This is a genomic window from Actinosynnema sp. CA-299493 (assembly GCF_050946825.1).
Classification (GTDB): domain Bacteria; phylum Actinomycetota; class Actinomycetes; order Mycobacteriales; family Pseudonocardiaceae; genus Actinosynnema.
On the sequence record NZ_CP191993.1, the window covers coordinates 4,203,277 to 4,218,874 of the forward strand.

1 protein-coding gene is annotated in these 15,598 nt (G+C 75.7%); it reads left to right on the forward strand.

Features of this window, described 5'->3' with window-relative positions:
* The first annotated feature begins 35 nt into the window (after window positions 1–35).
* A complete protein-coding gene (locus ACQPYE_RS17660) occupies window positions 36–15,554 on the forward strand; it encodes an SDR family NAD(P)-dependent oxidoreductase (RefSeq protein ID WP_498722426.1) in 15,519 nt (5,172 codons plus the stop codon).
* Window positions 15,555–15,598 lie beyond the last annotated feature (44 nt).

Below are 15,598 nucleotides of genomic sequence, written 5' to 3' on the forward strand. Positions count from 1 at the left end.
CCGACCGCCGCGCGCGGAACGAAGGGGTGAGCCGGGTGGACGAGCAGGACAAGCTGCTGAGCTACCTCAAGCGCGTGACCGCGGACCTCCAGCAGACGAAGCAACGGCTGCGCGAGGTCGAGGAAGCACGCCAGGAGCCGATCGCCGTCGTGGCGATGGGCTGTCGCTTCCCCGGCGGGGTGCGCACGCCGGAGCAGCTGTGGGACCTGCTGGTCTCCGGCCGTGACGCCGTCACCGACGTGCCCGCCGACCGGGGCTGGGACGTCGAGGCCCTCTACGACCCCGACGCCACGCGCGTCGGGTCCAGCTACGTGCGGCGGGCCGCGTTCCTCGACGGCATCGGCGACTTCGACGCGGCGTTCTTCGGCATCAGCCCCCGCGAGGCGCTGGCGATGGACCCGCAGCAGCGGCTGCTGCTGGAGGTCTGCTGGGAGGCGCTGGAGCGCGCGGGCATCGACCCGCAGTCGTTGCGCGGCAGCGAGGTCGGCGTGTTCGCGGGCACCAACGGGCAGGACTACCCGTCGCTGCTCATGGGCGCGAGCGCGGACGTGATCGGCTACCTGGGCACCGGCAACGCGAGCAGCGTGCTGTCCGGCCGGGTCGCCTACGCGCTGGGGCTGGAAGGACCCGCGGTCACCATCGACACGGCGTGCTCGTCGTCGCTGGTCGCCATGCACCTGGCCGCCCAGGCGCTGCGGTCCGGCGAGTGCTCGATCGCCCTGGCGGGCGGTGTCACCGTCATGTCCACCCCGACGCTGTTCGTGGAGTTCTCCCGGCAGCGGGGACTGGCCGCCGACGGCCGCTGCAAGCCGTTCGCCGCCGCCGCCGACGGCACGGCGTGGGGCGAGGGCGCCGGTGTGCTGGTGCTCATGCGCCTGTCCGACGCCCGTCGCGACGGCCACGAGGTGCTGGCGGTGCTGCGCGGCAGCGCGGTGAACCAGGACGGCGCGTCCAACGGCCTCACCGCGCCCAACGGCCCGTCCCAGCGCCGGGTGATCCGGCACGCGCTGCGGCACGCCGGGCTCACGACCTCGGACGTGGATGTGGTGGAGGCGCACGGCACCGGCACCACCCTGGGCGACCCGATCGAGGCCGAAGCGCTGCTGGCCACCTACGGCCGGGACCGCGACGCCGACCGGCCGCTGCTGCTGGGGTCGATCAAGTCCAACCTCGGCCACACCCAGGCCGCCGCCGGCGTCGCCGGGGTGATGAAGGTCGTCCTCGCCATGCGGCACGGCGTGCTGCCCATGACCTTGAACGTGGACGAGCCCACACCCCACGTGAACTGGTCCGCGGGCCACGTCAAGCTGGCGACCGAGACCGCGCCCTGGCCGGAGGTGGACCGGCCGCGCCGGGCCGGCGTGTCGTCGTTCGGCATCAGCGGCACCAACGCGCACGTCGTCCTGGAGCAGGGACCGCCGACCGCACCCGCGGACCGGCCCGCGCCGGGTCCGGTCGTGGCGTGGCCGCTGTCCGGGCGGGACCGGCAGGCGGTGCTGGACCAGGCCGAACGGCTGGCGGAACTCCTCACCCGGCGACCGGAGCTCGACCCCGCCGACGTGGCCTTCTCGCTGGCCACCACCCGGTCGGCCTTCGACCACCGCGCCGTCGTCGTCGGCGCCTCCCGCGACGAACTGCTGACCGGACTGCGGTCGGTGGGGGAGCGCACCACCACCGCCCTTTCCGGCCGGACGGCGTTCCTGTTCACGGGTCAGGGTTCGCAGCGGGTGGGCATGGGTCGTGGTTTGGCGGCGTCGTTCCCGGTGTTCGCCGAGGCGTGGGCCGAGGTGTTGTCGTACTTCCCGGAGGAGGTGCGTGCGGTTCTCTCCTCGGACGATGTCCGGGTTGACGAGACGGAGTTCGCTCAGCCGGGTCTGTTCGCGGTCGAGGTGGCGTTGTCACGGCTGTTCGCGTCGTGGGGTGTGACGCCGGATGTGGTGGTGGGTCACTCGATCGGTGAAATTGCCGCTGCTCATATCGCCGGTGTGTTCTCGCTTGCGGACGCTTGCCGTTTGGTGGTGGCGCGTGGTGCGTTGATGCAGGCGTTGCCCACCGGTGGGGCGATGGTCGCGGTGGAGGCGTCCGAGGACGAGATCACTCTGCCCAGGGGTGTGTCGTTGGCGGCGGTGAACGGTCCGCGTTCGGTGGTGCTGTCCGGTGACGAGGAGCCGGTGCTCGCGTTGGCGGCGGAGTTCGCGTCCCGGGGGCGTCGTACGAAGCGGCTCACGGTCAGCCACGCGTTCCACTCGGCGCGCATGGACGCGATGCTCGACGACTTCCGGGCCGTTGCGGCGTCGGTGTCGTTCGCCGAGCCTCAGGTGACCTTCCTGTCCACTGTGGATGACGGGTCGATCGCGGACCCGGAGTACTGGGTGCGCAACGTCCGGCAGACCGTGCGGTTCTCCGACGCCGCCGCGAAGCTGTCGGACCACGACGTGGTGCGCTGCGTCGAGATCGGGCCCGATGCCGTCCTCAGCGCGCTGACCGGCGGCCTCCCCTGCACTCCCGCCCTGCGCGCGGACCGAGACGACGCGGTCACCGCCGTCACCGCCCTGAGCGCGGTGCACGCGACCGGCGGCACCGTCGACTGGCGGGCCGTGCACCCCGGTGGGCGGACCGTGGAACTGCCCACCTACCCGTTCCAGCGCAAGCGCTTCTGGCCCGAACCCCGCCGCGGCTGGTTCGGCGACCTCGCCGCCGCCGGGTTGGCCTCCGCCGAGCACCCGCTGCTCGCCGCCGTCGTCTCGCTGGCCGACTCGCACGGCCTCGTGCTCACCGGACGCCTCACGCCGGCCGGCCACCCGTGGCTGGCCGACCACACCGTGCTGGGCACCCCGATCCTGCCCGGCACCGCGTTCGTGGAACTCGCCGTCCGCGCCGGTGACCAGGTCGGTTGCCCGACCGTCGCCGACCTGGCCGTGGAAACACCGCTGGCGCTGCCCACCGACGGCAGCGGGGTGCAGCTCCGCGTCGCGGTGTCCGCCGCCGGGGACGACGGCGGGCGCGCCGTCACCATCCACTCCCGGCCCGAGGCGCTCGCCGACACCGACGAGTGGACCCGGCACGCCTCCGGTTCGCTGGTCCCGTCCGCCCCGGCGCCCGCCGCCGAGACCGAGCCCTGGCCGCCCGCGAACGCCGACGCGCTCGACGTGACCGACGCGTACGCGCACTTCGCCGAGCGCGGCTTCGGCTACGGCGACGCCTTCCGCGGGCTGCGTGCCGCGTGGCGGCGCGGTGACGACCTGTTCGCCGAGGTCGCCCTGCCCGAACCGGTCCGCGGCGACGCCGCGTCGTTTGGCGTGCACCCGGCGCTGCTCGACGCCGCGCTGCACGTCGTGCTGCTGGCCGCCCCGACCGGCGACCGGGCCGGCGCCCCGGCCGGTGGTCCGCTCCTGCCGTTCTCCTGGGGTGGCGTCACCGTGCACGCCACCGGTGCCACCGAGGCCCGTGTGCGCATCTCGCCGGCCGGTCCGGACGCCATCACCGTCACCGTCACCGACGTGGCGGGCAGCGCGCTGGTCACCGCCGAGTCCCTGGTGTTCCGGCCGTTGGCCGCCGAACGGGCGACCGGCGCCACCCGCTCCCTGTTCCGCACCCGCTGGGACCGGTGCGAACTGCCCTCCGCCGCCGAGGCGGTGCACCGGTGCGCCGACCCCGCCGCCGTCCGCGAGCTGCTGACCGCCGAACCGCCCGCGCGGATCGTCGTGGTGCCCACCGCCGCCGGTGCCGAGGCGCACGACGTGCACCGGGTCGTCAACGACGTGCTGGAGCTGGTGCGGGACTACCTGGCGGCGCCGGCCTGGGACGGTGTGCGGCTGGTCGTCAGGACCGGCGGTCCCGACGACCTCGCGGGCGCCGCGGTCCGCGGGTTGCTGCGCACCGCGCAGTCCGAGCACCCCGACCGGTTCGTGCTGCTCGACGCGACCGCGGAGCAGGTCCCGGACGCCGACGTGGCCGCCGCCGTGGCCTCCGGCGAGCCGGAGCTGGCCGTGCACGACGGCGTGTGGTCCGTCCCCCGCCTCGTCCGTGCCTCCGCCACACCGGACGACCGGGCGCCGTGGCGCGCGGACGACCGCGTGCTGATCACCGGCGGCACCGGCGCGCTCGGCGCGGTGATCGCCCGGCACCTGGTGACCGTCCACGGCGTGCGCGGCCTCGTGCTGGTGGGTCGCCGCGGCCCGGACGCGCCGGGCGCCGCCGAACTGGCCGCCGAGCTGCGCGACCTCGGAGCCGAGGTCGACGTGGTGGCCTGCGACGTCGCCGACCGCGACCAGCTCACCGCGCTCCTGCGCGCCCACCGCGTGACGGCGGTAGTGCACACGGCCGGCGTGCTCGACGACGGCACGGTGGAGGCGCTGACCCCGGAGCGGGTCTCCGCCGTGCTGCGCCCGAAGCTCGACGCCGCGCTGCTGCTGGACCAACTGGCGGGCGACCTGTCGGCCTTCGTGCTGTTCTCTTCCGCCGCGGGTGTGTTCGGCAACGCCGGGCAGGGTGGTTACGCCGCCGCGAACGCGGCGCTGGACGCGTTGGCCCGCCGCCGTCGCGCGCGCGGCCTCCCGGCCGTGTCGCTGGCCTGGGGCTTGTGGCAGACCGACGGCGGCATGACCGGCGACCTGGACGAGGTCGACCGGAACCGCATGACGCGCTCCGGCGTGCGGGCGTTCACCGCCGCCGAGGGCACCGAGCTGTTCGACGCCGCGCTGGCCGACGGGCACGACGTGCTGGTGCCCATCCGGCTGGACGTGGGCGTCATCCGCGCCCAGGCCCGCGGTGGCGCGGTGCCGCCGCTGCTGCGGTCGCTCGTGCCGTCCACCGCGCGCCGGGCCGCCGCGACCGGAAGCGACGACGGGTCGTCCTACGCGCAGCGGATCAACGGCCTCGACCCCGACGAGCGGGAACGGGTCGTGCTGGACCTGGTCCGCTCCGGCGTGGCGGGCGTGCTCGGCCACGCCGGGACCGACGCCGTCGCGCCGGACAGCTCGTTCGCCGACCTCGGGTTCGACTCGCTGACCGCGGTGGAGCTGCGCAACCGGCTCGCCTCGGCCACCGGCGTCCGACTGCCCGCGACCCTGGTCTTCGACCACCCCAGCCCGATCCGGCTGGCCGGTCACCTGGTCGAGCGGTTCTCCGACGCCGCGCCCGCCCAGGTCGTCGCCGTGGCCACCGCCACCACCGACGACCCGATCGCGATCGTCGGCATGGCCTGCCGCTACCCCGGCGGCATCACCACGCCGGAGCACCTGTGGCAGGTGGTGTTCGAGGGCCGTGACGCCGTGGGCCCGTTCCCCGACGACCGGGGCTGGGACGTGGCCGCGCTCTACCACCCCGACCCGGACAACCCCGGCACCTCCTACACCGCCGAGGGCGGCTTCCTGCGCGACGCGGGCGGGTTCGACCCGGTGCCGTTCGGGATCTCGCCGCGCGAGGCGCTGGCGATGGACCCGCAGCAGCGACTGCTGCTGGAGACCTCGTGGGAGGCGTTCGAGCGCGCGGGCATCGACCCCCGCTCGGTGCGCGGCACCGCCACCAGCGTGTTCACCGGCGTCATGTACCACGACTACGCGGGCAGGCTGCTCACCGTGCCCGAGGGGGTCGAGGGCTACCTCGGCACCGGCAACTCGGGCAGCGTCGCCTCCGGCCGCATCTCCTACACCTTCGGCCTGGAGGGCCCCGCCGTCACGGTGGACACGGCGTGCTCGTCATCGCTGGTGGCCCTGCACCTGGCCGCGCAGACCCTGCGGTCGGGTGAGTGCTCGCTCGCCCTCGCGGGCGGCGTCGCGGTGATGGCCACCCCGTCCACCTTCGTGGACTTCTCCCGGCAGCGCGGCCTGGCCGCCGACGGCCGGTGCAAGTCGTTCGCCGACGCCGCCGACGGCACCGGCTGGTCCGAGGGCGCGGGGATGCTCGTGCTGGAGCGGCTGTCCGACGCGCGCCGCAACGGCCACCCCGTGCTGGCCCTGGTGCGCGGCACGGCGGTGAACCAGGACGGCGCGTCCAACGGCCTCACCGCGCCCAACGGCCCGTCGCAGGAACGCGTGATCCGGCAGGCCCTGGCCAATGCGGGTGTGCGCGCGTCCGACGTGGACGCGGTGGAGGCCCACGGCACCGGCACCGTCCTCGGCGACCCGATCGAGGCGCAGGCGCTGATCGCCACCTACGGCCGGGACCGGCCCGCCGACCGACCCCTCGCGCTGGGGTCGATCAAGTCCAACATCGGGCACAGCCAGGCCGCCGCCGGTGTCGCCGGCATCATCAAGATGGTCGAGGCCATGCGGCACGGCGTGCTGCCCAAGACGCTGCACGTCGACCGGCCCAGCACCCACGTGGACTGGTCCGAGGGCGCGGTGGAGCTGCTCGTCGAGCAACGCCCCTGGCCGGCCGTCGACCGACCCCGCCGGGCGGGTGTGTCGTCCTTCGGCGTGAGCGGCACCAACGCCCACGTGATCCTGGAGCAACCGGTCCCCGACGCCGAGCCGCCGCGCGCGGAGCCGTCCGGAATCCCCGTGCCGTGGCTGCTGTCGGCGCAGAACGGGGAAGCGCTGCGCGACCAGGCCGCTCGCCTGCTGGCGACCGCGGGCGAGAACGACCCGGTGGACGTGGCGTTTTCGCTCGCCCGCAGCCGTGCCGCGTTCGAGCACCGCGCCGTCGTGGTCGGTGCGACCGGGGACGACTTCGCGGCGGCCTTGCGCGCGCTGGCCGAAGGGGACGTCCCGCGCAACGCCGTGCGCGGCCGGGCCACGCGGGTGGGCCGGCCGGTGTTCGTGTTCCCTGGTCAGGGTTCGCAGTGGGTCGGGATGGCTTTGGAGCTGGCGGAGCAGTCCGCGGTGTTCGCGGAGCGGTTGGCGGAGTGCGCTGCCGCGTTGGACCCGTTCTGCGACTGGTCCTTGCACGAGGCTTTGCGTGGTGAGGTGTCCCTGGACCGGGTGGATGTGGTCCAGCCGGTGCTGTTCGCGGTGATGGTGTCGTTGGCGGCGTTGTGGCGTTCGTGGGGGATCGAGCCCGCTGCTGTGGTCGGCCACTCCCAGGGCGAGATCGCGGCTGCTTGCGTCTCCGGTGCGCTCTCGCTTGAGGACGCGGCGCGGGTGGTGGCCTTGCGGTCGCAGGTGTTGCGCCGCTTGGCTGGTCGTGGCGGGATGGTGTCGATCGCCGCTCCCGAGGCCGAGGTGCGTGCGTTGATCGAGCCGTTCGGTGAGCGGATTTCGATCGCGGCGGTGAACGGTCCTTCGGCTGTTGTTGTGTCGGGTGAGCCGGACGCGTTGGACGCGTTGGTCACGGACGGTCTGCGGGCGAAGCGGATCGCGGTGGATTACGCGTCGCACTCCGCGCAGGTCGAGGAGTTGCGCGAGGAGTTGGCCGAGGTGCTGGCTCCGATCACCCCGCGGGCGGGTGCCATCCCGCTGTACTCGACGTTGACCGGTGAGGTGGAGGACGGGTCGGCGCTGGACGCCGACTACTGGTTCCGCAACCTGCGCTCCACGGTCGGCTTCGCGGATGCGGTGGAGAAGCTGGCGGGTGACGGGTTCGGCGTGTTCGTGGAGTGCTCGCCGCACCCGCTGCTGACCATGGCGGTGCAGGAACAGGGCGATGCGGTGGCCGTGGGCTCGCTGCGGCGTGATGACGGCGGCCTGGAGCGGATGCTGCTGTCCCTCGGCGAGCTGGTCGTCCAGGGCGTCACCCCGAAGTGGGTGGACGTGGTCGCCGGCGGCCGGCTCGCGGACCTGCCCACCTACCCGTTCCAGCACAACCACTTCTGGCTGCCCGCCGGGAAACCGGCCGGTGACGTCGCGTCGGCGGGTCTGCGCCCGGCCGGGCACCCCGTCCTCGGCGCCGCCGCCGTCCTCGCGGACGGCAGCGGCGCGCTGCTCACCGGCAGGCTGTCGGTGGAAACCCACCCGTGGCTCGCGGACCACGTCGTCGCGGGCCGGGTGCTGCTGCCCGGCACCGCACTGCTCGACCTGGTGCTGTGCGCGGCGGCGCACGTGGTCGGCGGGACGCCCGGCGTGCCCGAGCTGACCCTGCACGCGCCTCTCGTGCTCCCGGACCGGGGGGCGGTGGACCTCCAGGTGTCGGTCGGCGCGGACGACGGCGGCACCCGCCCGGTGACCGTCCACTCCCGCCCGGCCGACGCGGACGACGGCACGGCCTGGACCCGGCACGTCGCGGGCGTGGTCGGCCCGGTCGCCCCGTCCGGCGTCGACCTGCGGGAGTGGCCGCCCACCGGCGCGGAGGAGCTGCCGGTGGACGACGCCTACGAGGCGTTCGCCGCCGCCGGCGTGGAGTACGGCCCGGTGTTCCAGGGCCTGCGCCGGGTGTGGCGTCGCGACGCCGAGGTCTTCGCCGAGGTCGCGCTGCCCGGGCAGGTGGACGCGCGCGGCTTCGACCTGCACCCGGCCCTGCTCGACGCCGCCCTGCACGCGGTGGGATTCGGCGACTTCCTGGCCCGCGCCGACGAGTCGCCGTGGCTGCCGTTCACCTTCTCCGACGTGGCCGTGACCGCCACCGGCGCGACCGCGCTGCGCGTGCGGCTGAGCCGGGCGGGCGTGGACGCCGTCGCGGTCGACCTGGCCGACGTCGAGGGCGCGCCGGTGTGCTCGGTCGCGGGCCTGGCCCTGCGACCCCTGGCCACCGAAGCGCTCCCGGCGAGCACCGACGCCCTGTTCACCGTCGCGTGGACGGCGGTGGAGCGCCCGAGCACGCCCGGAGCGGTGCCCGCCGTCCTGGACGCCACGACCGGTGACCCGCGAGACGCGATCATCCGGGTGCTCGCCGCCGTGCGGGACCGGCTCGCCGACGAGTCCGACGACGGCCTCCTGGTCGTGCGGACGCGCGGCGCGGCGGGGCCGCACCCGGTCGACGTGGAGGGCGCGGGCGTCTGGGGCCTGGTGCGCACCGCGCAGTCCGAGCACCCCGGCCGGTTCATGCTCCTGGACACCGACCACGACCCCGCGCCGGCGGAACTGGCCGCGTGGGCGGCCACCGGCGAACCGCAGCTCGTGATCCGCGACGGCGCGGCGCTGGCACCCCGGCTGGTCCGGCCCGCGACCCCGACGCAACCGCTGCCGGAGACGTTCGGCCCGGACAGCGTGGTGCTGATCACCGGCGGCACCGGCACCCTCGGCGGGCTGCTGGCCCGCCACCTCGCCGGCACCCGAGGGGTGCGGAACTTCCTGCTGGTCGGCAGGCGCGGTCCGGAAGCGCCCGGTGCGGCCGACCTGGTCGCCGACCTGGGACCCGGCGCGCGGGCCATCGCCTGCGACGTGACCGACCGCGACGCCCTTGCGGCGTTGTTCGCCGAGCACGCCGTCACCGCCGTGATTCACGCGGCGGGCGTGCTGGACGACGGTGTGATCACCGCGTTGACGCCGGAGCGGGTCGCGGCGGTGCGGGCGCCGAAGCTGGACGCGGCCCTGTTGCTGGACGAGCTGGCCGGTGAGTTGGACGCGTTCGTGGTGTTCTCGTCGGCGGCCGGTGTGTTCGGTGGTGCCGGTCAGGGTGCTTATGCCGCCGCGAATGCCGCGGTGGACGCTCTGGTGGCCCGCAGGCGTGCCGCGGGTCGGCCGGGGTTGTCGTTGGCGTGGGGGTTGTGGGAGCAGGCCAGCGGCATGACCGGCCACCTCGACGAGGTCGCCCACCGCCGCATCGCCCGCTCGTCCACGTCCCTGTCGACGGCCGAAGCGCTGGAGCTGTTCGACCGCGCGCTGGCCCGACCCGAGCCGGTGCAGGTCCCTATCCGCCTGGACCTGGCCGCGGCACGGGCACGAGCACGCACGGACGACGTGCCGGCCCTGCTGCGCGCCCTGGTGCGCGCGCCGGCACGTCAGGCCGCTGTGGCGGTCGCCGCCGACCCGGCGGACCGCTTCGCCGCGCTGCCGCCGCAGGAACGGCTGGCCCGCCTGACCGACCTGGTCCGGGCACAGGCGGCGACCGTGCTCGGCCACGCCGGGCCGTCCGCCGTCGAGACCGACCGGGCGTTCAGCGACCTGGGCATCGACTCGCTCACCGCCGTGGAGCTGCGCAACCGGCTCAGCGCCGCCACCGGGCGCAAGCTGCCCGCCACCCTGGTCTTCGACCACCCCACCCCGCTGGCGCTCGCCCGGCACCTCGCGGGCACGTACGACGGCGCGACGGCGGCGGTGGTCCGGCGGAGCAGCGCCGACGACCCGATCGTGATCGTCGCCATGAGCTGCCGCTTCCCCGGCGGGGTCGGCACGCCCGAGCAGTTGTGGGACCTCGTCGCCGCGGGCGGCGACGCCATCGGCCCCTGGCCCACCGATCGGGGCTGGCCCACCGAGGCCCTGGTGCGGGCGGGCGCCACCGCGACCGGGCTGGGCGGCTTCCTGGCCGACGCCGCCGACTTCGACGCCGACTTCTTCGGCATCAGCCCCCGCGAGGCGCTGGCCATGGACCCGCAGCAGCGGCTGCTGCTGGAAACCGGCTGGGAGGCGCTGGAGCGGGCGGGCATCGACCCGCGCTCGGCCCGCGGCAGCCGCACCGGCGTGTTCGCCGGTGTCATGTACTCCGACTACGCCGCGACCGCGGGCCAGAGCGCGGAGGGCTACCTCGCCGGCAGCTCGGCCAGCGTGGTGTCCGGTCGGATGGCCTACACCTTCGGCTTCGAAGGGCCCGCGGTCACCGTCGACACGGCGTGCTCGTCGTCGTTGGTGGCCGTGCACCTGGCGGCGCAGGCGTTGCGGTCCGGTGAGTGCGACCTGGCGCTGGCCGGTGGCGTGACCGTGCTGGCCAACCCCGGCGTGTTCCTGGAGTTCACCCGGCAGGGCGGCGCGGCCTCCGACGGCCGCTGCAAGGCGTTCGCCGGTGCCGCCGACGGCTCCGGGTTCAGCGAGGGCGCGGGCCTGCTGCTGCTGGAGCGGCTGTCGGACGCGCGGGCCAACGGCCACCCGGTGCTGGCGGTGGTGCGCGGCAGCGCGGTCAACTCCGACGGCGCGTCCAACGGCCTCACCGCGCCCAACGGCCCGTCGCAGCAACGGGTGATCGGCGCGGCGCTGGCCGACGCCGGGCTCGGCGCAGGCGACGTCGACGCGGTCGAGGCGCACGGCACCGGCACCACCCTCGGCGACCCGATCGAGGCGCAGGCCCTGATCGCCACCTACGGGCAGCGCGACCCGGACCGGCCGCTGTGGCTGGGCACGGTGAAGTCCAACCTCGGCCACACCCAGGCCGCCGCGGGCGTCGCGGGCGTGATCAAGATGGTGATGGCGCTGCGCCACGGCGTGCTGCCCGAAACGCTGCACGTGGACGAACCCAGCCCGCACGTCGACTGGTCGGCCGGGCAGGTCCGGCTGCTCACCGAGTCCCGCCCGTGGCCGGAGGTGGACCGACCGCGGCGCGCGGCGGTGTCGTCGTTCGGCATCAGCGGCACCAACGCCCACCTGGTGCTCGAACACGCCGACGAGCCCGCGCCGGCGCCTTCCCCGGCCGCCCTGCCGGGTCCGCTGGCCTGGCCGCTGTCGGCGCGCACCGCCCCGGCGCTGCGCGCGCAGGCCGCCCGGCTGCTCGACCGCCTGGACGCCGCGAACCCGACCGACCTGGCCCGCTCGCTGGCCACCACCCGGTCGGTGTTCGAACACCGCGCCGTGCCGGTCGGACGCGGTGTCGAGGAGCTGCGGACCGCGCTGGAGCGGCTGGCCGACGGCCGCGCACCGGTGCCCCCCGCGCTCCGCGATGGCGGCCTGGCCTGGACGTTCTCCGGGCAGGGCAGCCAGCGACCGGGCATGGGCGCCGCGCTGCGCCGCGACGTGCCCGCGTTCGCCGAGGAGTTCGACCGGGTCGCCGCCGAGCTCGACCCGCTGCTGGACCGCCCGCTGGCCGACGTGATCGGCACGGACCTGGTCCACCACACCGCGCACACCCAACCCGCGCTGTTCGCGCTGGAGGTAGCGCTGGCGGCCGTGCTGCGCCGCTGGGGCCTGCGACCCGACGTGCTGCTGGGCCACTCCATCGGCGAACTCGCCGCCGCCCACGTGGCCGGGATCTTCGACCTGCCCGACGCCTGCGCGCTGGTCGCGGCCAGGGCCCGGCTCATGCGGGCGCTGCCGCCGACCGGGGCGATGCTGTCCCTGGTCGCCACCCCCGAGGAGGCGTCGGCCCTGGCCGACGGCGTGCCCGGCGTGCTCGACCTGGCCGCCGTCAACGGCCCGCGCGCCACCGTGCTGTCCGGCGACCTCGACGCCGTCGAGGAACTGGCCCGGCGCGCGTCCGCCGCCGGGGTGAAGACCCGCAGGCTGCGCGTGAGCCACGCCTTCCACTCCGCGCACCTGGACCCGGTGCTGGACGAGTTCCGGACCGTCGCGGCCGGGCTCACCGCGCACCCGCAGGTCGTGCCGGTGATCTCCGGCGTGACCGGCGCGCCGCTGACCGACGCCGAGGCCGCGGACCCCGAGCACTGGGTCCGGCAGGTGCGCCGCAGCGTGCTGTTCCACGACGCGGCCCGCTCCGCGCACGCCGCCGGTGCGGCCACGTTCCTGGAACTGGGACCCGACGGCGTGCTCACCGCCATGATCGGCGACTGCGTCGGACCCGACGCCGACGTGCGGGCCGCCGCCGTGCTGCGCGACGGCCGCGACGAGGCGGAGACCCTGCTGTCGGCCGTCGCCGCCGCCGCCGAGCGCGGCGCGCCGGTGGACTGGGCCGAGGTGCTGCGCGACCGCGGCGGCCGGGTCGTCGACCTGCCCACCTACCCGTTCCAGCGGCAGCGCCACTGGCCCGCACCGCACCCCGCCCGGGTCGGGGACCTGTCGGCGGCCGGCATCGACCAGGCAGGCCACCCGCTGCTCGGCGGCATCGTGCCGATGGCGGACGGCGGCGTCCTGGTCACCGCCGAGCTGTCCGCCGCCGCCCACCCGTGGCTGGCCGACCACGCGGTGTTCGGCACGACCCTGCTGTCCGGCACCACGTTGCTGGACCTGGTCCTGCACGTCGGTGACCGGGTCGGCTGCGCCGCGGTCGAGGAGCTGACGCTGGAGGCGCCGCTGGTGCTGCCCGCCGCCGACGCGGTCCGGCTCCAGGTCCGCGTCGACCCGCCCGGCCCGGACGGCAGGCGTGCCGTCGACATCCACTCCCGGCGGCGCGACGACGGTGACGGGACGTGGCTGCGGCAGGCCCGGGGTGTCCTGGCACCCACCGCGCCGCCGCCCGCCGCCGACACCGCCGCGTGGCCCCCGGCGGACGCGGAACCGCTGTCGGTGACCGGGTTGTACCCGGCGCTGGCGGCCGGCGGGTTCGGCTACGGTCCCGCCTTCCGCGGCCTGCGCGCCGCGTGGCGCCACGGCGCCGACGTGCTGGCCGAGGTCGAGCTGCCCGAGGCCGCCGGTGACGCCGCCGCGTTCGCGGTGCACCCGGCGCTGCTGGACGCCGCCCTGCACGCCGTCGCCCTCACCGGCGGCGACGCCCGCCTGCCGTTCGCCTTCACCGGCGTCGCGCTGCACCGGCGCGGCGTCGACCGGCTGCGCGTGCGGGTGCGCCCCGGTGACGCGGTGTCGGTCACCGCGCTGGGCCCGGACGGGACGCCCGGGGTCGAGATCGCGGGCCTGGTCCTGCGGCCGGTGTCCGCGGACCAGGTCCGGGGCGCGGACACCGACTCCCTGTTCCACATCGAATGGATCCCGCTCGCCGGCACCCCATCCGACGCGACCCCGTCCGCTGGGACCCCGTCCACCGCGAATCCCTTGGTGGTGAACCCCTCAGCGGCGAACCCCTCGGCCGCGCGCTGGGCGTTCCTCGGCGAAGAGGACTCGACCGCCGACCTGGAGCTGTCCGCCACCGGCACCGTCGACTCCTACCCCGACCTCGCCGGGCTGGTCGCGGCGATCCGCGCGGGCGCGCCCGTCCCGACGGCGGTGTTCGTCCCGCGCGGCCTGGCCGGTCCCCGCGACCGGTCGGCCCGCGCCGAGGTGGGCGGACTCCTGGCGCTGCTGCGCGCCTGGCTCGCCGCCGACGCCCTGACCGATTCCCGGCTGGTGCTGCTGACCAGGGGCACCGCCGCCGCGCTGCCCGGCGACCCGGTCGACCCGGAGCTCTCGGCGGCGGCCGGGCTGCTGCGCTCGGCGCAGGCGGAGAACCCCGGCCGGTTCCTGCTGCTGGACCTCGACCACGAGGAGGCGCTGCGCCGCGTCCTGCCCGCCGCGCTCGCCGCCGGCGAACCGGAGCTGGCGGTCCGCAGTGGACGGCTCCTCGCGCCCCGCCTGGTCCGCACGCCCGTGCCGGACGGACCCTCCGGGTCCTTCACGTCACGGGACGCGGTCCTGGTCACCGGCGCCACCGGGGCGCTGGGCCGCCTGGTCGCCCGGCACCTGGTGGTCGCGCACGGCGTGCGCGACCTGCTGCTGGTCAGCCGCAGCGGTCCCGCCGCCGACGGTGCGCGGGAGCTGCTGGCAGACCTCGCCGACCTCGGCGCTCGGGCCGACCTCGTGGCCTGCGACGTCGCCGACCCCGCCGCCGTCCGCGAGCTGCTCGCCGGGCACCGCGTCTCGGCGGTCGTGCACACCGCCGGTGTGCTGCGTGACGGTGTGCTCGACTCGCTCACCGACGAGCACCTGGACGACGTGCTGCGGCCGAAGGTCGACGGAGCCCGCGTCCTGCACGAGCTGACCGCGGACCTCGACCTGACCGCGTTCGTGCTGTTCTCCTCCGCCGCCTCGGTGCTGGGCAGCGCGGGTCAGGGCAACTACGCCGCCGCGAACTCCTACCTCGACGCGCTGGCACGCCGGCGTGCCGACGCCGGGTTGCCCGCGTTGTCCCTGGCGTGGGGGTCGTGGGCGCTGGGCGGCGGTATGGCCGCCGACCTCGCCGGGACCGACGTGCGGCGGATGAGCCGCGCCGGCGTCGTCCCGCTCGGTGAGCAGGAGGGCCTGGCCCTGTTCGACCTGGCGCTGCGCGGCGGCCACCCGGTGCGCGTGCCGGTGCGCCTGGACCTGACCGCCCTGCGGTCCCTGGCCGCGGTCCCCGCGCCGCTGCGGGCTCTCGCGCCCGCCGCGCCGCGCACCGCCGAGACCCCGGACGTCGTGACGCAGGTGCGCGACCGGCTGGCGTCCCTGCGCGGCGACGAGCTGGAACGCGCGGTGCGGTCGGTGGTGCGCGCCGAAGTCGCCGACATCCTCGGACACGCCGACCCGGGCGTGGTGGACACCGGGCGCGGCTTCCTCGACCTGGGCTTCGACTCGCTGACCGCCGTGGAACTGCGCAACCGGCTCAAGGCGCTCACCAACGTGCAACTACCCGCGACGCTGATCTTCGACCACCCCTCGCCGGACGCGCTGGCCCACCACCTGGCCGGGTTGCTGGCCGACACCGACGCGGGGGCGGCGGACCGCGCCGGTGCGCTGCTGGCGGAGCTGGACCGCCTGGAGGCGGAGCTGACCGGTGCCGCGCTGGACCCGGCGACCCAGCTCGGGGTCGCCACCCGGCTGCGGTCGCTGCTCAAGCGCGTCGGCGCCCGCGACGACGAGGACGACACCGCGGCCGCGGGTGTGGCGCTCGAAGACGCCTCCGACGAGGAGATCTTCGACTTCATCGACAACGAGCTCGGGGGGTCCTGACCGTGCCGACCCCTTCCCACCCTGCGACCGGCGAGGTTCGAATG